General features: G+C 51.4%; 24 protein-coding genes and 3 tRNA genes. 11 read left to right on the plus strand and 16 right to left on the minus strand.

Features of this window, described 5'->3' with window-relative positions; all coding sequences use genetic code 11:
* Positions 1–11 precede the first annotated feature (11 nt).
* Complete coding sequence (ldtA, locus tag ACUY4Q_RS09295) at positions 12–947, plus strand: L,D-transpeptidase (RefSeq protein WP_458046743.1); 936 nt, start codon at positions 12–14, stop codon at positions 945–947.
* Positions 948–1040: 93 nt separating this feature from the next.
* On the opposite strand, the gene ACUY4Q_RS09300 is transcribed toward ldtA, so the two are convergent.
* Both ACUY4Q_RS09300 and ACUY4Q_RS09305 read right to left on the minus strand, forming a co-directional pair.
* Positions 1041–1229: a YjfB family protein gene (locus ACUY4Q_RS09300; RefSeq protein ID WP_458046744.1), complete on the minus strand. Its 189-nt coding sequence runs from the start codon at positions 1227–1229 to the stop codon at positions 1041–1043.
* Between the two features lie 185 nt (positions 1230–1414).
* Positions 1415–1490: transfer RNA gene (locus ACUY4Q_RS09305), tRNA-Asn, on the minus strand.
* 341 nt (positions 1491–1831) lie between these two features.
* Between ACUY4Q_RS09305 and nac the strand changes: the two genes are divergently transcribed.
* Positions 1832–2749: a nitrogen assimilation transcriptional regulator NAC gene (nac, locus tag ACUY4Q_RS09310; RefSeq protein WP_458046745.1), complete on the plus strand. Its 918-nt coding sequence runs from the start codon at positions 1832–1834 to the stop codon at positions 2747–2749.
* 101 nt (positions 2750–2850) lie between these two features.
* Entirely contained in the window at positions 2851–3801 is a 951-nt protein-coding gene (gene cbl, locus ACUY4Q_RS09315) for an HTH-type transcriptional regulator Cbl (protein ID WP_458046746.1), read from the plus strand.
* 51 nt (positions 3802–3852) lie between these two features.
* On the opposite strand, the gene ACUY4Q_RS09320 is transcribed toward cbl, so the two are convergent.
* Entirely contained in the window at positions 3853–4329 is a 477-nt protein-coding gene (locus ACUY4Q_RS09320; RefSeq protein ID WP_458046747.1) for a GNAT family N-acetyltransferase, read from the minus strand.
* A 92-nt stretch (positions 4330–4421) separates the two neighbouring features.
* Between ACUY4Q_RS09320 and ACUY4Q_RS09325 the strand changes: the two genes are divergently transcribed.
* On the plus strand, positions 4422–5366 hold the full coding sequence (locus ACUY4Q_RS09325; RefSeq protein ID WP_458046748.1) for a LysR family transcriptional regulator: 945 nt from the start codon (positions 4422–4424) through the stop codon (positions 5364–5366).
* Positions 5367–5392: 26 nt separating this feature from the next.
* On the opposite strand, the gene ACUY4Q_RS09330 is transcribed toward ACUY4Q_RS09325, so the two are convergent.
* A tRNA-Asn gene (locus ACUY4Q_RS09330) sits at positions 5393–5468 on the minus strand.
* Positions 5469–5568: 100 nt separating this feature from the next.
* Positions 5569–6366, minus strand: a complete 798-nt coding sequence (mtfA, locus tag ACUY4Q_RS09335; protein ID WP_458046749.1) for a DgsA anti-repressor MtfA — start codon at positions 6364–6366, stop codon at positions 5569–5571.
* A gap of 93 nt (positions 6367–6459) precedes the next feature.
* On the opposite strand from mtfA, the gene ACUY4Q_RS09340 reads away from it, so the two are divergent.
* A tRNA-Ser gene (locus ACUY4Q_RS09340) sits at positions 6460–6549 on the plus strand.
* 303 nt (positions 6550–6852) lie between these two features.
* On the opposite strand, the gene ACUY4Q_RS09345 is transcribed toward ACUY4Q_RS09340, so the two are convergent.
* Positions 6853–7932, minus strand: a complete 1080-nt coding sequence (locus ACUY4Q_RS09345) for a porin (RefSeq protein WP_458046750.1) — start codon at positions 7930–7932, stop codon at positions 6853–6855.
* A gap of 588 nt (positions 7933–8520) precedes the next feature.
* Between ACUY4Q_RS09345 and ACUY4Q_RS09350 the strand changes: the two genes are divergently transcribed.
* Positions 8521–9222, plus strand: a complete 702-nt coding sequence (locus tag ACUY4Q_RS09350) for a phosphohydrolase (RefSeq protein WP_458046751.1) — start codon at positions 8521–8523, stop codon at positions 9220–9222.
* 18 nt (positions 9223–9240) lie between these two features.
* A complete protein-coding gene (locus tag ACUY4Q_RS09355) occupies positions 9241–9702 on the plus strand; it encodes a very short patch repair endonuclease (protein WP_458046752.1) in 462 nt (153 codons plus the stop codon).
* Positions 9703–9709: 7 nt separating this feature from the next.
* On the opposite strand, the gene yedA is transcribed toward ACUY4Q_RS09355, so the two are convergent.
* Positions 9710–10621 (minus strand): drug/metabolite exporter YedA, encoded by a 912-nt coding sequence (gene yedA / locus ACUY4Q_RS09360; RefSeq protein WP_458046753.1) that lies wholly within the window; start codon positions 10619–10621, stop codon positions 9710–9712.
* Between the two features lie 187 nt (positions 10622–10808).
* On the opposite strand from yedA, the gene ACUY4Q_RS09365 reads away from it, so the two are divergent.
* The 3 genes from ACUY4Q_RS09365 (at position 10809) to dgcQ (ending at position 13790) form a co-directional block, all read left to right on the plus strand.
* A complete protein-coding gene (locus ACUY4Q_RS09365) occupies positions 10809–11720 on the plus strand; it encodes a DUF808 family protein (protein WP_458046754.1) in 912 nt (303 codons plus the stop codon).
* Positions 11721–11796: 76 nt separating this feature from the next.
* Positions 11797–11979, plus strand: coding sequence for a YodC family protein (locus ACUY4Q_RS09370; RefSeq protein WP_458046755.1), 183 nt, complete (start codon positions 11797–11799; stop codon positions 11977–11979).
* A 95-nt stretch (positions 11980–12074) separates the two neighbouring features.
* Positions 12075–13790: a cellulose biosynthesis regulator diguanylate cyclase DgcQ gene (gene dgcQ / locus ACUY4Q_RS09375; protein ID WP_458046756.1), complete on the plus strand. Its 1716-nt coding sequence runs from the start codon at positions 12075–12077 to the stop codon at positions 13788–13790.
* Here dgcQ and ACUY4Q_RS09380 read toward each other — a convergent pair.
* Positions 13757–14584, minus strand: coding sequence for a mannosyl-3-phosphoglycerate phosphatase-related protein (locus tag ACUY4Q_RS09380; protein WP_458046757.1), 828 nt, complete (start codon positions 14582–14584; stop codon positions 13757–13759). The genes dgcQ and ACUY4Q_RS09380 overlap by 34 nt on opposite strands.
* 304 nt (positions 14585–14888) lie before the next feature.
* Complete coding sequence (gene yodD, locus ACUY4Q_RS09385; RefSeq protein ID WP_458046758.1) at positions 14889–15119, minus strand: YodD family peroxide/acid resistance protein; 231 nt, start codon at positions 15117–15119, stop codon at positions 14889–14891.
* A gap of 128 nt (positions 15120–15247) precedes the next feature.
* Here yodD and dsrB point away from each other — a divergent pair, with 128 nt between their 5' ends.
* The gene (dsrB, locus tag ACUY4Q_RS09390) at positions 15248–15436 is read left to right on the plus strand and encodes a protein DsrB (RefSeq protein ID WP_458046759.1); all 189 of its coding nucleotides are present in this window, start codon (positions 15248–15250) and stop codon (positions 15434–15436) included.
* A gap of 39 nt (positions 15437–15475) precedes the next feature.
* Here the strand turns inward: dsrB and rcsA are convergent, their stop codons facing one another.
* From rcsA to fliM, 7 genes are all read right to left on the minus strand, one after another.
* Positions 15476–16099, minus strand: a complete 624-nt coding sequence (rcsA, locus tag ACUY4Q_RS09395; RefSeq protein WP_458046760.1) for a transcriptional regulator RcsA — start codon at positions 16097–16099, stop codon at positions 15476–15478.
* Between the two features lie 273 nt (positions 16100–16372).
* Positions 16373–17167: a flagellar biosynthetic protein FliR gene (gene fliR, locus ACUY4Q_RS09400; RefSeq protein ID WP_458046761.1), complete on the minus strand. Its 795-nt coding sequence runs from the start codon at positions 17165–17167 to the stop codon at positions 16373–16375.
* A 6-nt stretch (positions 17168–17173) separates the two neighbouring features.
* Positions 17174–17443 (minus strand): flagellar biosynthesis protein FliQ, encoded by a 270-nt coding sequence (gene fliQ / locus ACUY4Q_RS09405; RefSeq protein WP_437432724.1) that lies wholly within the window; start codon positions 17441–17443, stop codon positions 17174–17176.
* Between the two features lie 9 nt (positions 17444–17452).
* On the minus strand, positions 17453–18190 hold the full coding sequence (gene fliP, locus ACUY4Q_RS09410; protein ID WP_458046762.1) for a flagellar type III secretion system pore protein FliP: 738 nt from the start codon (positions 18188–18190) through the stop codon (positions 17453–17455).
* Positions 18190–18564: a flagellar biosynthetic protein FliO gene (fliO, locus tag ACUY4Q_RS09415; protein ID WP_458046763.1), complete on the minus strand. Its 375-nt coding sequence runs from the start codon at positions 18562–18564 to the stop codon at positions 18190–18192. Before fliO ends, fliP begins: the two co-directional genes overlap by 1 nt.
* 8 nt (positions 18565–18572) lie before the next feature.
* Positions 18573–18992, minus strand: a complete 420-nt coding sequence (gene fliN / locus ACUY4Q_RS09420; protein WP_458046764.1) for a flagellar motor switch protein FliN — start codon at positions 18990–18992, stop codon at positions 18573–18575.
* Positions 18989–19993, minus strand: coding sequence for a flagellar motor switch protein FliM (gene fliM, locus ACUY4Q_RS09425; RefSeq protein WP_458046765.1), 1005 nt, complete (start codon positions 19991–19993; stop codon positions 18989–18991). The genes fliN and fliM overlap by 4 nt, the downstream gene beginning before the upstream one ends.
* Between the last annotated feature and the right edge of the window lie 2 nt (positions 19994–19995).

Raw genomic sequence — 19995 nt, forward strand, 5'->3', positions numbered from 1 at the left:
GAAAGGAAATCATGCGTCGTATAAAACTGTTTTATGGACTCTTTATTCTGTTCGCCAGCCAGAGTGCGCTGGCCGTCAGCTACCCGTTGCCGCCGGAAGGAAGCCGACTGGTGGGGAGTGAGCAGGTCATTACCGTCCCGGCAGGCAATATTCAGCCGCTGGAGGCGTTTGCCGCGCAGTATGGGCAGGGGCTGAGCAATATGCTCGAGGCCAATCCAGGGGTGGATCCTTTTCTACCGAAAGCCGGAACCCAGTTGACGATCCCTCAGCAAATTATTCTGCCGCCCACCGTGCGCGAGGGTATCGTCATCAACGTGGCGGAAATGCGCCTGTATTATTTCCCGAAGGGCGGAAATACGGTGGAAGTACTGCCGATTGGCATCGGTCAGGCCGGGCGCGAAACCCCGCGTAACTGGGTCACCTCCGTTCAGCGTAAACAGCAGGGGCCGACCTGGTCACCGACACCTAACACGCGTCGTGAATATGCGAAACAGGGGATTACGCTGCCCGCGATGGTGCCCGCCGGGCCGGATAATCCGATGGGCCTGTACGCGATTTATATTGGTAAGCTGTATGCGATTCATGGCACCAATGCCAACTTTGGTATCGGGCTGCGCGTCAGTCAGGGCTGCATCCGTTTGCGGGCCAATGACATAAAATATCTGTTTAATAATGTACCGGTAGGAACGCGGGTGCAAATCATCGATCAACCGGTGAAAGCGACCGTTGAACCGGATGGCAGCCGTTGGGTGGAAGTACACGAACCCTTGTCACGCAACCGAGCTGAGTTTGAATCTGACAATAAAGTCCCGTTGTCGATTACGCCGGCGTTACGTGCGGTGATTAATGCTGACGATGTTGACGTCAATCAGACGAAACAGGTGCTTGAACGCCGTTCCGGCATGCCGGTGAAGCTGAACGTACCCGCCGCTCCCCACCTGCTGTAAATAACAGACAAAAAAGCCCGCAGATTTTAACTGCGGGCTTGCGGTCATATTTTGCCGGATGGTGCTTGCCTGAACGCCATCGGGCAAAGCTGACTAGGCGGTGGTATTAATATTACGGCCGATGGCCGGATTCGAAGGCAACTGCGGGATCTGATTAATCAGATCGGCTGCCGCTGATTCCTGGGCATCCAGCGCTTTCCTCAGCACCAGCGTACTCACCTGACTGTTGAGCTGGTAGGAATTGAGACTGGTAGATAATGATACGATCTGCGAGCTATCCATTTCGATCATCCTGTTGTTAAGAAACAAAAAATCTAGCAGCGTGAGGACAAAGCCTCACCTTAGTATCGGCGATCCTGGCGAAAACTTTATCTAAAGGTGCCCAGGGTAAGTCGCCTGCGTAAAACGCACGATGTTGAAAAAGCAAAAAGCCCGCTTAAGTTTCCTTAAGCGGGCTTCTCTAAATATGGCTCCTCTGACTGGACTCGAACCAGTGACATACGGATTAACAGTCCGCCGTTCTACCGACTGAACTACAGAGGAATCGTGTGAACGGGGCGGATATTAACGATGCATTATCTTCTTGTCAAAGACTGCGTTGTCATTGCAGAACTGTTTGCTGACTATTTCAGCAATCCGCTTGCTCGTTAAACAGCGAAGGCGACGGCGCCTTACCTTGCACCAGGATGAGGCAGAAGAGTCTCTTATGGGGCAGAGCACAAACCTGCGTTTTAATAATCAAATCTACTACTGCGATTAGAATCTCTTATTATCCAGCCTGTTAGGCATAATTGACTCCCTTATTTAAAACTGGCAAGCATCTTGCAACTCCTCCGACAACATAAATGCCCACGGTGGCACTGGTATCCCGAACAGGAGGCAAAATGAACTTAAGACGCCTGAAATACTTTGTAAAAATCGTTGATATCGGAAGCCTGACACAGGCTGCTGAAGTTCTTCATATCGCTCAACCTGCGTTGAGCCAGCAGGTTGCCACTCTGGAAGGTGAGCTGGACCAACAGTTATTGATTCGTACCAAGCGTGGGGTCACGCCAACCGAAGCCGGGAAAATTCTCTACACCCATGCGCGCACAATTCTGCGCCAGTGTGAGCAGGCCCAGATGGCGGTAAGCAACGTCGGTCAGTGTCTGCGTGGACAGGTCTCCATCGGTCTCGCGCCGGGTACCGCAGCCTCTTCCGTGACCATGCCGCTGCTGCAAGCGGTACGCAATGAGCTGCCGGAAGTGACCGTTTATCTGCACGAGAATAGCGGTGCGGTACTCAACGACAAGTTGCTGAATGGTCAACTGGATATGGCAGTACTCTACGAGCGCGCGCCAGGAACCGGCATTACCAGCGTGCCGTTGCTGAAAGAAGACCTCTATCTGGTGGGAACGCGAGACTGCCCCGGTCAGAGTGTCGATTTAACCGCAGTGGCCGAGATGAATCTTTTCCTGCCGCGCGATTACAGCGCAGTGCGTCTGCGTGTGGATGAGGCATTTTCGTTGCGTCGTTTGACGGCCAAAATTATCGGTGAGATCGAATCTATTTCTACCCTGACCGCGGCCATTGCCAGCGGAATGGGCGTGACCGTGCTACCGGAATCCGCAGCGCGTTCTTTGAGCAGTGCGGCAAACGGCTGGATGGCGCGAATTACGACGCCGTCAATGAATCTGCCGCTTTCCCTGAATGTTTCTGCACGCGGCTCGCTGTCGCCACAGGCTCAGGCAGTAAAAGAAATTCTTATGTCTCTGGTCAGTCGCCCGGCGATGGACAATCGTGAACTGCAACTGGTCAGTTAAGCTTTATTCCATAAAGGAATAAGATGCTGGTTTTTATTATTTGTTCTCCCAGGCCTCAGACTTTAACAATAACGTCATGTCTGTAGGCTCTGGAGGGAAGGGTGAATTTCCAGCAACTGAAAATTATCCGGGAAGCGGCGCGCCGGGATTACAATCTTACCGAAGTCGCCAATATGCTTTATACATCGCAATCCGGTGTGAGTCGCCATATCCGTGAGCTTGAAGAGGAGCTGGGGATTGAGATTTTCATCCGCCGCGGTAAACGACTGCTGGGGATGACCGAACCCGGTAAAGCGCTGCTGGTCATTGCAGAACGTATTCTGAATGAAGCCAGTAACGTGCGGCGTTTGGCCGATCTCTTCACTAACGATACCTCCGGTGTCCTGACAATCGCCACGACCCATACCCAGGCGCGCTACAGTTTGCCGTCGGTTATCAAGTCCTTCCGGGCGCTCTTTCCCGAGGTACGCCTTGAGCTGATTCAGGGGACGCCGCAGGAGATCGAGGCGCTACTACACAATGGCGGGGCGGATATCGGTATCGCCAGTGAACGTTTGAGTAATGACAGCGCTCTGGCAGCGTTCCCATGGTTCCGTTGGCACCATAGTTTGCTGGTGCCCCAGGACCATCCGTTAGCACAATGCTCTCCATTAACGCTGGAAGAGATCGGCCGCTGGCCGCTGATCACCTATCGTCAGGGGATCACCGGACGTTCACGCATAGACGAGGCGTTTGGTCGCAAAGGTCTGCTGCCGGATGTCGTACTCAGTGCCCAGGATTCTGACGTGATCAAAACCTATGTCGAGCTGGGGCTTGGCGTAGGGCTGGTGGCGGAACAGTCGAGCGGGGAGAACGAAGAGGGCAAGCTGGTTCGCCTGGATACACGCCATCTGTTTGATGCCAATACCGTCTGGCTGGGTCTGAAACGCGGTCAGTTACAACGTAACTATGTGTGGCGGTTTATTGAACTCTGTAATGCAGGTCTGTCGGTAGAAGACATTAAACGGCAGGTGATGGAAGCCGATGAAGAGGCGATTGATTACCAGATTTGATCGGCAACTCCCCGCACAGAGGGTAGGGCGGGGAGGTTGCGTAAATAAGCGTTATTCAGCAAATTTCAGCAATGCTTCGCCATCAAGACGATAGCGCACCCATTCGCTCTGCGGCAGTGCGCCGATGCTGAGATAAAAATCGATGGCCGGCTGATTCCAGTCGAGTACGCTCCATTCAAGACGACCACATTTCCGTTGCACCGCACATTGTGCAATATGCTTCAGCAAGGCTTTCCCTGCGCCCTGACAGCGGAAATCTGGCGAAATATACAGATCTTCCATATAGATGCCGTTACGCCCAAGCCAGGTGGAATAACTGGTGAAGAACACGGCATAGCCTGCAATTTTTCCGTCAATTTCACAGATTAGCGCTTCCGTTTTGCTGCCTTCACCAAACAGCGTGGCGCGGATTTCATCCGCTGTGGTCACCACCTCTTCAGGGGCTTTTTCATATACGGCAAGCTCGTAAATCATGTCGTAAATCGCGTTGGCATCAGTTGGTCGGGCCTGACGAATCGTCGTACTCATTGTTTTTCCCGCTTCTTTTTCGTGAGTTCAAAATTGATGACGAACAGCATAAGCGTTATTGTAAAAAGAATTAAGTGCAATGAAATCACTGGTTGATGAATATTATGCATTCTGTATTGCGTCGTCTTGATTTGAACCTGCTGCCTGTATTCGATGCGGTTTACCGTCACCGTTCTGTCCGCCAGGCAGCCGAAGAGCTGGCGATGAGTACCTCAGCCTTAAGTCACGCGCTTTCACGTTTACGTGTCACGCTTAATGACCCGCTTTTCTATCGTGAAGGCCACACGATGTGTCCCAGCGTGTATGCCAACTCGCTTGCGCCCTCTATTGCCTCAGCGCTTCGGTTTTTGAACCAGGAACTGACGCCTCAGCCGGTCTTTGTTCCCTTAACCAGTACGGATTGCCTGCAAATTGCTATTACCGATTTCACGGCGTTTTGTATCTTTCCGGCCTTGATGAACAGATTACAGGCGGCCGCGCCCGGCCTCAGTTTTGAGCTACGATATCTGCCCCATAGTCCGGCGTTGACAGAATTACTGGCGGGGGAGATTGACCTGGCGCTGGGATTCAGTGCACCCGGTGATATTGAACAACCAGAGCTTGATGAAATCAGTTGGTTCCAGGATGAGTATGTTGTCATCAGCAAGGCGACCCGCAGGCAGTTGACGCTGGATGATTACCTCACTGCACGACATCTGGTGGTGACGCCGTGGAATGAGAAGCAGGGGGTGCTTGACGTCCAGTTGGAAAGCATGGGACTGATACGGCGGATCGCGGTAAAAACGCCCTCCATGCTCAGCGCACCGTTTATGGTAGCTGAAAGCGATTTACTGATGGCTATTCCACGCTATGCGGCTGAAAAATTCGCATTGGCCGCACCGATTAACATTTTTCCATTGCCCTTCGACGTGCCGGGATTTGAGGTGAAGATTTATTCGCATAAGCGAAGCGGTAAACGTGAAGCAACGGACTGGTTGAAGCAGGAACTGATGCGGCTGGCAGAGGATGAACGCAGAGAGAACAAAAAGCCCGCTTAAGTTTCCTTAAGCGGGCTTCTTAAATTTGGCTCCTCTGACTGGACTCGAACCAGTGACATACGGATTAACAGTCCGCCGTTCTACCGACTGAACTACAGAGGAATCGTGTGAACGGGGCGCATATTACTTGCCACGTTCATGTGTGTCAACGCTAAATTTAACTTGCTGATTCAACTGATTAATTAATCCTCAAGCTGTATTTTTAGTGTACATGGTTTACCCGATCGTCGGACGAGAAAGGGCGATCGCGCAGGCGTGTAAGCGGATCCTGCCCATAGAACACGCAAAACCGTTGCCAGAGCAGCGGGAAGCGAGGGGCAAAGAGCTCGGGTGCGCTAAAAAAGTACTCTGACAGCACGGCGAAACACTCTGCGGGATCGGTCGCTGCATAGGCATCTATACTCGCGGCGCTTTCACCTACCAGATCGATTTCGTCCTGAATGTTGTCCATCGCCGCATGCAGATCGTGTTCCCATCCCGCAACATCGCGCAGAGCAATGAAAGGAATACCGTTGGCGCGATCGCCATTGCGGGCGTCAAGCTTATGCGCAACCTCATGGATGATCAGGTTGAATCCTGAGGCATCGAAGGAATCCTGAATATCGAGCCAGTTGAGCACCACCGGGCCTTGCTGCCAGCTCTGACCTGATTGCACCATCCGTTGACTATGGACGAGACCGATATCGTCTTCCCATTCATCATCCACGACAAAGGGAGCAGGATAAATCAGGACTTCGTGAAAACCGTCCAGCCACTCAAGACCCAGTTGCAGAACAGGAAGGCAAAAAATTAACCCGATGCGCGCACTTTTCAGGGCGTCGAGTTCAAATCCTTGCAAAGCCACCAGCCGTTTTTGTTGCAAAAATCGGTCAGCCAGCTGTACCAGCTTTGCTTGTTCTTCTGATGAAAGGCTCGCTAAAACAGGAATATTTAGCGCAGCTTCCCATGGGAATTCAGCGTCATGGGAGATATCTTTTGTTTTCCAGGGCCACTTTATCATCGCTTCGCTCGCAAACTCGCCACTTGAACCCATTTCGTGGGACAGGGTCTGTTAAAATGCCAAATAACCTGGCATGATGGCAACCATCTAAACGGAGAGATGCCGGAGCGGCTGAACGGACTAGTCTCGAAAACTAGAGTAGGGGCAACTCTACCGGGGGTTCAAATCCCCCTCTCTCCGCCACTTCTTGTTGATTTCTTTTCGGAAATCCCTCGTTTTCACGTCCCGAATGTTACACATCATGGATAAATCTGTCATGTGCACACATCTCATAAACGTAACGCAATCTACGCTTTTATCCGCCTTGTAGTGAATCACTTTTCTCATTTTGTAGCCAGTCTCTGTTTGTTAATACGGGATCAAAGCACCGGTGGTGTCAGAAAGCGCAGCAAGACGATTGCGTAAGGATGGACGTTGCGTGGGGGTGGGGCAGATAAAGCCATAAAAAAGCCCGCAGTTTGCGGGCTTGAATCAGAAGAACCCTTTTTAGAACTGGTAAACGATACCCAGCGCGAACTGGTCATCTTTATTGGTGCCGGTTTCTTTAACGTAGTGAGTGTCATCCAGCAGATTGAACTGATACGCCGCGTAAACGTTCATGTTTTTATTGAAGTAGTACCAGGTGCCCACTTCAATGTAGTTGACGCGAGAGGCATCACCGCCTTTGAATTTACCGCGACGGCTCAGGTCATCGCCTTTAGAGTAAACATAGCCGAGTGAAGGACGCAGGCCGAAGTCAAACTGGTACTGAACAACCGCTTCGAAGTTTTGTGTTTTGTTGGCGAACTGATCGTCAGCTTCAACGGTCATGTTACGGGTTTCGCCGTACATCATCGCTGCATAGATATTGTTCGCATCATATTTCGCGGCGATTGACCAGACTTCAGCATTGTCGCCTTTACGGTCAAAGGACTGCTCGTCGGTACGATCCGATTTGCCGTAAGTTGCGGCAACGCCAAAACCTTCATATTCGTAAGAAGCAGACATTGCGTAACCGTCGCCATTCTGCTGGGTAACGCTATGATCGCTATCATTTTTACCCTGATACTGCAGCGCCAGGTTCAGCCCTTCAACTTCGCCGAAGAAATCGGTCACGCGGTAGGTGGCAACGCCGTTGGTACGACCGTTCATAAAGTTGTCGGCTGCCGCCCACGAGTCACCGCCCCATTCGACCAGCATATCGGTGTAGGCCGCGACGTCATAAGCTACACCGTAATTGCGACCATAATCAAAGGAACCAAACTGACCAAATTTCAAGCCCGCAAACGCCAGACGCGTGCTTTCATCCTGGGTGCCTTCTGGGGTATTGGCCTTCATGTTGTATTCCCACTGACCGAAGCCAGTGAGTTCGGAATTGATCTGGGTTTCACCTTTAATACCGATACGGGCGTAAGACGTATCAGCATTTTCGCTATTGCTGTTATCGGTGTTGGTCCAGACTCTTTCACCAACGACTTTGCCGTAAAAATCAACTTTGTTGCCATTTTTATTATAAATTTCTGCTGCATTTGCTGCGCCTGCAACTAATAAAGCAGGAACTAAAATCGCCAGTACTTTTCTTTTCATAATCTATTCCCTTGAGATCATAATTTATTTGAATGCACGTAACTTCATCCGAAATTACACGTTGATACTATTCTATGAAGTTCATTTAAATTTACGACAAAGATGTAACCAAATGGGTTTAAATATTGCAAAATGTTTCAAATCGGTTTGATATTTATTTAATGAATTCATGGTGTTGTGTCTATTATTATGGTGATTGATTTATCAGTTATGAGGGTGATGGTTTGTGGTTTCAGTCTTGGATAAATATATAAAATATCTCTGATGAATATTTCTTGGTTAATTATTTGTGGAGATGATGCATGAGCAAAAAAAGCCCGAAGCTAAGTTCGGGCGTTCCAGAGAAAGGATAAGAAGAGAATGAATAAATCAGAAGCTACTCTATGCAGTGAGCTTTTTAATAATGTCACAAGTGGCTGGAAAAATACAAGCGTCTGAATAAAGATTAAATAATTCATTCTTTAAATGCATTGGCGTTAATTATTCATTAAAATATTAATTTCGTGGAGGATCGCGCTCAGGTTGTTTCACCCGCCGCAGCGTTAGCAGAAAAAGAGAGGGTGAAGACGCTGATAAAACGGACAGATAATGACCATAACGCACTGGCAGCCGCGTTTTGACGCCTGGCTACATCAATATTATACGCACGCTGATGCCGCGCACGATGTGACACATTTTCGCCGGGTATGGCAAACGGCACAGCATTTATTTGCAGGGGAATCCGTAGATGAACGAATCGTTCTTGCAGCCTGTTACTTTCACGACATTGTGAGCCTGCCCAAAAATCACCCGCAACGCCATCAGGCGTCGCAGATGGCGGCACGTAAGGCGCGTGACATTCTGGAGACCGATTTCCCTGATTTCCCACGTGAATGTTACGCCGGGGTGATGCATGCCATTGAGGCGCACAGCTTCAGCGCAGGCATTGCGCCGCAAACGCTGGAGGCCAAAATAGTGCAGGATGCCGATCGCCTTGAGGCGCTGGGTGCGATAGGGCTTGCGCGCGTCTTTGCAGTGGCCGGCGCACTCGGTACGCCCTTATTCGATGGCAACGATCCCTTTGCAGAACGACGTGTTCTGAACGATAAACAGTATGCGCTTGACCATTTTCGCACCAAGCTGCTTTCGCTGCCGCACACGATGCAGACAGAAAAAGGGCGTGAACTGGCCCACCATAATGCAGCATATCTGATGCAGTTTATGGCGAAACTGGCCGCTGAGCTGCGAGGCGACTTCTATGGCATTGATGACAGCGTTCTCACGCGGTTTCATCAGCCACAACCTGACTAAACCCTGACGGGGTATCTGATGGCAGATGTTCATGATAAAGCGACACGCAGTAAAAATATGCGCGCGATTGCGACCCGTGATACGGCCATTGAGAAGCGGCTGGCAACGTTACTTGACGAGCTGGGGCTGGCTTATCGTGTGCAGGCGGCAGAGCTGGCAGGACGCCCCGATTTTGTGCTGGACGACTATCAGTGCGTCATTTTTACGCATGGCTGTTTTTGGCATCATCATGACTGCTATCTGTTTAAGGTTCCGGCGACGCGCACGGATTTCTGGCTTGAGAAAATTGGGAAAAATGTTGAGCGTGATAAGCGCGACATTACGCTGCTTCGTGAACAAGGGTGGCGGGTCATGGTGGTCTGGGAATGTGCGTTACGCGGTCGGCTAAAACTGTCAGCCCAGGCGCTGTCAGAGCGTCTGGAAGAGTGGATCTGCGGGGGAGGAGACACCGCGCAGATCGACACCCGGGGAATTCAATAACGGACGCTTATTTCTTCACGTCGCACGGCGTAACAACAGGACGCGCAGGGAAGAGATATTTTCCGAGGGTCACCAGCACGACGGCCATAATAATTATGCCCAGCGCTACCCACTCGGTTGATGAGAGATATTCACCGCCGAAACCGGTACCCAGTAACACGGCCACCACCGGATTAACGTAAGCGTAGCTGGTCGCCACCGCCGGGCTGACGTTGCGAATGAGATACATATAGGCATTAATGGCGATAATGGAGCCAAACAGAGCCAGATAGCCTACGGCCAAAAATCCCTCGGTCGTCGGCATTGCCGTCAGGCGTTCGCCGGAGAGCAGCGAAGCTAACATGAGCACCAGACCGGCGGCGAGCATCTCAATGGCCCCGGCCATCATACCGCTGGGTAATTCGATGCGTGAACCGTAGACGGAGCCAAAGGCCCAGCTCATTGAACCGATGAGAATCATCAGCGCGCCCCAGGGGTTACCGCTAAGATTGCCGCCGCTATTGAGCAGGATAATGCCGGCAAGGCCAATAGCGATGCCCAGCCATTCGAGCTTACGGGTTTTAATCCCAAAAAAATGACTAAAGCAGAGCGTAAACAAGGGCACCGTTGCGACCACCACGGCGGCGATACCAGAGGGAACATCCTGATGTTCGGCGACGGTGACAAAACCATTGCCAACCGCTAAAAGGAGTACGCCAATCAGCGCGGCGTTAAGCATCGGGCGCAGAGGGGGAAGTTTATGCCCGGTGATCAGCAAAAAGGCGGTTAACAGAAGCCCGGCTGACAAAAAACGGGTGCCTGCCATCAAAAAAGGTGGCCAGCTCTGTACGCCAATGCGAATGACGAAGTAAGTGGAACCCCAGATGATATAAAGCGCAAAAAGCGCACCTAAAAGCGGTAAAACGTGCCTGAAACGCATACTCCCTCGCAGCAAAATAAAAAGGAAGCATATAGTTAACGCCAAAACTATCAGCCTGGCGAGCAGTTAATTGTGCTTTAACTGTTAAATTTCTGTTGCTATTGCTTAAGCGATTTTCGTCTCTGTTTTTTTACATCATACTTAGCGTGTTTAACGAAAATAACGGCTTTTAATAAGGAAGGATATTTTGGCAGGAAGTAGCTTACTAACCCTCCTGGATGACATCGCAACGCTTCTGGATGACATCTCGGTCATGGGCAAACTGGCCGCGAAAAAAACGGCGGGTGTACTGGGTGATGATTTGTCGCTGAATGCGCAGCAGGTCACCGGCGTGCGGGCAAACCGCGAATTGCCCGTGGTCTGGAGCGTGGCGAAAGGGTCGCTGCTCAATAAAGTGATTCTGGTGCCCCTGGCGTTACTGATCAGTGCGTTTATTCCCTGGGCAGTCACCCCATTACTGATGATAGGGGGCGCGTTTTTATGTTTCGAGGGGTTAGAGAAGGTGCTGCACACGCTGCATGCCCGTAAACACCCGGAGAGCCCGGAAGTGCGTCAGCAACGTCTTCAGGCCATGGCCGCTCAGGATCCCAAAACCTTTGAGCGGGAGAAGGTCAAAGGGGCTATTCGCACCGATTTTATTCTTTCGGCAGAAATTGTGGCGATTACACTGGGTATTGTTGCCGAGGCCCCCTTACTCAACCAGGTGTTAATCCTTTCAGGGATCGCCGTGCTGGTCACCATCGGCGTTTATGGGCTGGTAGGGGTCATCGTTAAACTTGATGACATGGGCTACTGGCTGGTGGAGAAATCCTCCGCGCTTGCCCAATTCGTAGGCAAAGGGTTGTTAATTGTCGCCCCCTGGTTGATGAAAGTGCTCACGGTGGTCGGTACGTTAGCGATGTTCCTGGTCGGTGGCGGTATCGTGACGCACGGTATTCCCCCATTGCATCATGCCATCGAGACCGTTGCCGACAGTGACTCCGCTATCGTGCAAGGCGTTGTGCCAATGCTGGCCAACCTTGTTGTGGGGCTTATTGTGGGTGCCGTTGCGCTGCTGCTGGTGAAGGCGGTGTCGCGGTTGCGGGGAGAGAAAGCGTAAAAGGGGAGCGCGGTTACGCAAAGCACCTCAATTTCGTCTAAGGTGAAAACGGTTCACCCTGATACCGGAGGCAATAATGGTCTTTTTGGTCAGTGATGAAGTTAAAGTGAAAAGCGGCGGTCCCTGCATGATTGTGACCGGGTATGCCAGTGGCATGGTGGAATGTCGCTGGTATGACGGTTATGGCGTCAAGCGTGAAGCCTTTCGGGAGGAAGAGTTAGTTCCCGGAAACCGGTGTCATGCTTACGAAGAGGCATAGCCATATAAGCGCCCGGCATGCCCGGGCGTTTTCATTTGTATTCACATTTCGTCCGGCCACCGTGATCGATTATTTCATTTATTCAGGGAGTCACCGTGCGACAGGACAACGTCGTAAAAAGCCCATTGCGGCTGGATAAGGTAAAAAAATGGTTCGACCCCAGCGGGGTGGTTAATCTCTGCTTTATTATCGTTATGGTGTGCTCAACCGTACTGACCTGGCGTGAAGTGGCGGTTCTTCGGGATGCCTATATCGCGAACCAACGCAACGCACTGGATAACGTCAGTAATGTGCTGGACAGGCAGTTACAGGTGGGTGTTGATCGTTTACTTTTTTTCCGCAATGGCATGCAGGGGGCGCTGCAAACGCCGCTGGCCTTTGAAGTTTTGCACAAGGTGCAGGGGCAGTTTGAACATCAGCGCGCCTTGCCTGCCTGGCAAATAGCACTGGATAATCGGCGTACTCTTCCGCTGTATGGCGTGTCTGACTATTTTGTCGGACAGACCCGGCTGCTCAGCCGGGATAATGACCTCTTGCATAACGAACTCACCGCGGCGCTTGAACTGGGCTATCTCCTTCGACTGGCCTCCACTGCCGTTATGCGTCCGCGTCAGTCGTGGTATGTCTCACGCGCCGGATTTTATATTTCAACCCATCCGATTGAGCAGCAAGACCATATTGTCAGGGATTATTATCAGTTGTTGACCCGTGCGTGGTTCCTTCAGCAACGCGAACGGGATAACCCGCAGCGTGGGGTGCGCTGGTTTACCGATCAGGCACATAAACCCGCAGACAGTGACGCTGTCGTCACCGCCAGCGTGCCGCTTGATTATCAGGATAATTGGTATGGCGTGCTGGCGATGAGCTTCTCCATTTCCTCGCTGCGTCAAATTTTGATTGAAGCGCGACAGTCTGAGACCGATGGTGAATACCAGCTTTATGACAGCAAGTGGTCATTACTGGCCAGTACCATGGTGACCAGTGAAGATCGCACGCAGGCTTTCACACCAGCAGAACGCCGCCAACTCAATCAGGCAATCGCGCAAGAGATGGCTGGCTGGATGCGCATGGGCACCCGTTTCGTCAGTTGGGAAAAGCTGAGACATTTCGATGGGGTGATGCTGCGCGTCCACACATTACAGGAAGGGTTACACGGGGATTTCGGGAACATCAGCGTTGCTTTAGCGCTGTTATGGGTGTTGTTCACCTGCATGGTACTGATCGCATGGGGCGTTATCCGCAGGATGGTCAATAACATGTACCGCCTCCAGCACACCTTAAAGTGGCAGGCGTGGTACGATCCACTCACCCGATTGCCCAATCGTGGCGCCCTCTTTGAACGAGCAAAAGCCCTCTCCGCTGAATGTCATCTCCAGCAGTTGCCTTTCTCGGTCATCCAGATCGATCTCGATCACTTTAAGCGTATCAATGATAAATATGGTCATCAGGCGGGGGATTTAGTGCTGTCGCATGCTGCACGCCTGATTGGTAACTCGATACGGGAGCCGGATATTGCCGGGCGCGTCGGGGGCGAGGAGTTTTGCGTCCTGCTACCCGGACGCACGCTGGTGGAAGCGGCACAGGTTGCTGAGCGCATTCGCGCCCGCATCGGTGGCAAAGAGATTCTGGTACTGAAAAACCAGACCATCCGCATCAGCGGCTCGCTGGGCGTAAGCAGCGCTCAAGAGACCGGCAGTTACGATTTCCAGCATCTGCAATCCGTTGCAGACAGCCGGTTATATCGGGCTAAACGAGCAGGGCGAAATCAGATTTGTGCTCAGGATGAAGAGGAACCTGAATCAAGCATATGATCCAACCCCTCGCGCCAGCCTTCCGCACCCTCACGCGTGGTGTGAAAAACCCGCGTGGGGCTGTCATCACGTAGTGAGATCCCCTGACGGTTAAGCCCCTTCACCACGATAGCAAAATCAACATTGTCCAGTAGCGGCGCGTCGTTGGGGCCATCACCCAGCCCAAGCGTGATAAAGGTTTTGTTGTCATGATGATGATACTGGCGCGTCAACCAGTTCACTGCCTGATCTTTGCCGGCACGTTCATCCAGCACGTGCCAGAATCGTGCCCCTTGCACGAAACGTAACCCAAGGCTTGCCAGCGCCGTGTTGAAGGCTGCCATCCGTTCATCACTGTCACGCCAGATAATCGTTTCTGAAGCCTCCTGAAGGCGTGCCAGGCTCGCCTGAGCAGGGGGAAGACCGGTAACGTCGGCAAGTACATGTTCATCAAGTTCGCTAAAAGCCGTAAATTTATAGCCGTCCCGTTGGCGCAGCTGTTCGAGCACGCTGAAAATCTCGTCGTGGGACGATCCCTGGATAATGCGCGGATAACCGGCGCTGTCCTGCCAGTTAACATCAAGTTGAATCACCGCCCCGTTTTCGGCAATAAAAGGCAGTCCCTCTACCCCCAGAATTCGCTGGATAGCCAGCATCTCAGCCGCTGTTTTACTGCTGCAAAGGATTAGAGGGATAGCGTGCTCGCGCAGGCGTGCAAGCCATGGGGCGGCAGCCTGCCATTCACCGGTATGGCTGTCCATGAGCGTGCCATCGATATCAGAAAAGACCAGCAGCGCATCATTCAGTGTGGGCATAAAAACTCCTGTATTTGTTATTGGCCTGGCATTCATTGCTAAGACAAATCTCAATTAAGCACGATGAAGTGACGCACGCGATAACAAGGAAACGGGTAAGGGGCGCGCCAGTATTGGGTTGCGTAATTATGTGCCTGAAAAATATTTCAAAACTAACTATTGTGCCCGCCAATATATCCTTGTCATGCAAAATGTTTGCAGATACAGTGCGGGCTACATCAGATTCCCTGATGTAACGAATTTTTAAGTGCTTCTTGCGAAAGCAAGCTTCATCCCGGTCATTCCATGACCGGGATTTTTTCTGTCAGCGATTTATCTCACTGATGCTGAAGTCATGAACATCAAGCTCGAAGGCTTCTGCCAGCTCACGCCAGGTGTGATATTCCCGCCCATCGACGCTGACGCGTTGTCCCTCATCGTCTTCTACCCGTTGGATACGGCTCTCGCTAACTTCATTAATTGCAGCCAGCAGGGCATCCACATCGACATTGACGTCACGTTTTGCGGTATCGCTGAACTCTTTGGCTGTCTTCATCACCTTTACCTCAATGACCAGGCCAGCGTTAAGTATAGTCGGTAGAAAAAATCGACAGCTGAACGCGTTGACGCTGCCAGATAATGAGAATTGTTCTACACTGGCACAAATGCGACAGGAGGATGTGTATGAAGGTTAATGATCGTGTCACGGTCAAAACGGACGGTGGTCCACGCCGCCCTGGTATGGTGCTGGCAATAGAAGAGTTCAGTGAAGGAACCATGTATCTGGTTTCGCTTGATGATTACCCGCTCGGAATTTGGTTCTTCAATGAGAAAGACCACCCGGACGGGGTTTTTGTTGAAAAGGTCGAATAGTTTTTTCGCCCTCCTGAACAGGAGGGTGAAGCGTTAACGTTAACGCATGTTCACAAAAATACCGCTGGTTACATTATCAGTCAGGCGTACCACGTGATAGATCACTTGCTTATTATGCGTTTTAATTTTTCTTTTAATATTTCCCTTATGTGATGATACCGTTTTAGCTTTAATATTCATCTGGTCTGAGATTTGTATCGTGTCCTGACCTGACATCCACATTTTAAGCATACTTGATTCAGTGCGGCTTAATGATAGCGTGGGTAAATTGCCAAGGCCGATGTTCTTCTTTTCTTTACTGAGATAATCCGCCAGGAAAACATCCAGCGACTCAGGCTTAATAGATTTAGAACTTATCAATAAGTTTTTTCTGACTAACAGATATTCATCAAAGTGGATGTTTGCTATTGCCATAAAAACGATAAATAAAGTACGAGGATGCTGATTAATGATTTCTTTAATGTGTTGGCTGCTTACAGGGTCATGAATGAAGCAGTCCTCATTAATAAACACCACCGATGGCTGTAGCGTTGCACAAACTGATTCGAGTTCTTCAACGGTCGTTACGTCGTTGATTTCTCGCTTTTTAACCCCCCGACTCGCCAGATAACCCGTTAGTCCCAGGCGGGTATAACTGCATATATCCATGATAATCGTTGACATGGCATACCCTCACTCAATGCATAACGATAATTCACCCTCGCCAGAGGTCTCTGAACCACCAGACAAAAAAGTAATAACAATGAGCAGGATGTAGACCTCAGGCGAAACCACTATCCCGTAAAGTTACGTATAATTTGCCAGGAATCATCTCAAAGTAAAGTAAATCTTATGTTATGTGAGAGTGATAAAAACAATTAAACCGCGCTGGGTATATCGTGGAGGGTATTAACGGAATTTCATTTTAGGATTATCCTCAAGAAGACCCCTCGATGTTTATGGAATATTATTTCGTGGCAGCTCACTGATAATATCTGCTAAGAGATTGAATATTTCGCCAAATAAACGCTCAGCAAAAGGTGCAATCAGCGGCATCATGAGCATCATTAACAACATGCCGACGCTCAAAGTGATGGGAAAACCGATGACGAAAACCGACAGCTGGGGTGCCATTCGATTGAGTAATCCCAGCGCAAGGTTAGCGGTGAGAAGAAGGGTAATCACCGGCAGCGCGAGCATAAGACCATTGAGGAAAATCATCCCTGCCGCGCGCGTTAATGCCAAAAAGGCATTGCTGTTAATCGGATCGCCGCCAATCGGGAGCGTATGGAAGGTATCCACCAGCATCGAAATCAGCCACAGATGACCGTTAAAGGTCATAAACAGTAATAACACTAACATATCCACCAGACGCGCCAGAACGGGCATATTAAGGTGGTTTGTGGGGTCAACAAAGGTGGCAAACGACAGCCCCATAGACAAGCCAATCAGCTCACCCGCTGTACGTATAGCGGCAAAAGCAAACTGCATCGTAAAGCCCAGCGCAATACCGATAAGCAGCTGCTGAAATATCATCCACACGGCGCTTGCAGAAAAGATAGTGGTATCGTTGGCAGGCAGCGTAGGGGCGACGATAAAGGTAATCATCAGTCCCAGCCCCACTTTTACCCGCTTTGGAATGCTACGCTCACTGAGAATAGGCGCGGTCATGATCAGCGCCATAATGCGGATAAAGGGCCAAAAATACATGCTCAGCCAGGCAAGCCATTGATCGCTGGAGACCTGCAACATCGTCGCTTATCCGATGATATAGGGCAGGTTGGTGAACAACGAGCGCATATAATCCAGCAGCAGATTGAGCATCCACGGGCCAGCGACAATAATCGCAACGAAAACCGCGATGATTTTCGGGATGAACGACAGGGTCATTTCGTTAATCTGCGTCGCAGCCTGCAGGATACTGATGATAAGACCGGTAACCAATGCAATGAGCAGGAGTGGGGCAGCGAGCGCGAGGGCCACTTTCATGGCCTCGGTGCCCATCATCATCACCGATTCAGGTGTCATTGTTCACTCCTAACTGTAAAAGCTTTGGGCCAGCGAACCGACCAGCAGCTGCCATCCGTCGACCAGCACAAACAGCATCAGTTTGAAGGGAAGGGCAATGGTTGCCGGCGGCACCATCATCATCCCCAGCGCCATCAGCACGCTGGCAATCACCAGATCAATAATCAGGAACGGAATGAAAATCGTAAACCCTATCTGGAACGCCGTTTTCAGTTCACTGGTGACGTAAGCTGGTAACAGTATGCGCATAGGCACGGCTTCAGGCCCCTGAATCGGTGGGCTGTTCGCCAGTCGGGCAAACAGCGCCAGGTCGGCTTCACGCGTCTGGCGCATCATGAATTCACGCAGCGGTTGAGCCCCGCGTTCCAGCGCCACATCGACCGAAATCTTGCTTTCGGTAAACGGCTCATAGGCCTCGGTGTAAATTTTATCGATGACCGGGGACATAATAAAAAAGGTCAGAAACAACGCCAGTCCGAGCAGCACCTGGTTTGGCGGTGCGGACGGCGTACCTAACGCATTTCGCAGCAAACCAAACACGATGATAATGCGGGTGAAACTGGTCATCATCAGCAGAATGGCAGGCAGGAAGGTCAGCGAGGTAATAAAGACCAGCGTCTGCACCGGCAAAGACCAGGTCTGGCCTCCGCCCGCGAGTGGTTGACTGACCAGGCCCGGGAGCTGAGCAAATGCGGCAGGTGCAGCAAGCCATAATCCGGCCAGCGCAAAAGGTAACAAACGGCGCATCAGGATCTCCCGGAACGCTTGAGCAAATTCTTCATCACGGACTGGAAATCCGGGGTCTTCTCGGTCACCTTATCGGGATCGACAGGCGCAGGGGGTAACTTATGCAACAGATTGATTTGCCCCGGCGTGACGCCCAGTACCAGGCGCGCATCATCCACATCGACAATCACCACGCGTTCACGTGGGCCAACAGAGGTGGTGGCGCTCACCTTAAGTCCGCGTGCGCCAGCGTTCTTACCTGCAAAGCCGGTGCGTTTTGCAATCCAGGCGGCGGCAAGAATCAGGGCAATAATCAGTACCAGTGCGCCACTGACTTGAAGCAGTGGCGAACCGGGAACGGCAGACGGTTGGCTTACCGTGGCCTGGGTTTTCATATCAGGGCTTAGCGGCTCAGACGACGCATACGTTCGGTCGGGGTGATGATATCGGTAATACGTACGCCGTATTTGTCGGCGACGACCACAACCTCACCCTGCGCGATAAGATAACCGTTGATCAAAATGTCCAACGGCTCACCCGCCAGGCCATCAAGAGCAACAACGGAACCCTGGGTCAGACGCAGCAACTCTTTAATCGTCATACGAGTGCGACCCAGTTCTACCGTCAGTTTGACCGGGATATCCATGATCAAATCGATATCCTGCAAACTGCCGCTGACATCGCCACCGCCGAGCTGCTGGAATACCGCATCGACCGGGCTTTTCGCACCGCTGGTGGTGGTTTTTTGTTCGTTTAACGCATCAGCCCACAGATCGTCCATCGCACTGCCGTTGTCATCGGACGGATTGTTCATATCACTCATTTGGGCTGTTCCTCATTCAGCGAATTCAAAATCGGGTTTATCAAGTGCTCGACACGCAGGGCGTACTGACCATTAAGCGTGCCATACTGGCTGGTGAGTACCGGCACTCCGTCCACATGCGCAATGATGCGATCGGGTTTGTCGATCGGCAACACATCGCCGGGCTTGAGCTTAAGTATCTGCGACAGGCGCAGGGAAATATCGGCGAAATTAGCAATCAGCTCCAGTTCGGAGTGCTGCACCTGACGCACCAGGTTATCGCGCCAGTTCTGATCTTCAGAACGGGAGTTTTCCAGTGGCGGGTTGACCAGCACTTCGCGCAGCGGTTCTATCATGCTGAAAGGCAGACAAATATTAAATTCACCGGTCAGGTTGCCGATTTCCACATGGAACGGCGTATTCACCACGATGTCGTTCGGAGACGTGGTGATATTGGTGAACTTGACCTGCATCTCTGAACGGACGTACTCCACATCCAGCGGGTGAATCGCTTTCCATGCATCGCTGTAGCCTTCCAGCGCCAGCTTGAGCATGCGATTAATGACGCGCTGTTCAGTATGGGTGAACTCGCGGCCTTCAACCTTGGTCGGAAAACGGCCATCGCCGCCAAACAGGTTATCCACGGCAATAAACACCAGGCTCGGGGAGAAAACAAACAGTCCCGTACCGCGCAGGGGTTTCAGGTGGATCAAGTTCAGGTTCGTGGGAACGGGTAAATTACGCGCAAATTCATGATAGGGCTGAATGCGAATGGCGCCGACGGTAATGTCCGGGCTACGACGCAACAGGTTAAACAGCCCCATACGGAACTGGCGCGCGAAACGTTCGTTGATGATCTCCAGCGCCTGCAGACGTTCACGAACCACGCGGCGCTGGGTATTGGGATCATAGGGGCGAATATTACTGTCGCCACCCACACCCGGTTTTGGATCATCACTCTTATCGCTGTCTCCATTGAGCAGCGCATCGATTTCGGCCTGAGAAAGAATGCTATCGCCCATGT

It is taken from the genome of Phytobacter cepae, from assembly GCF_054165735.1.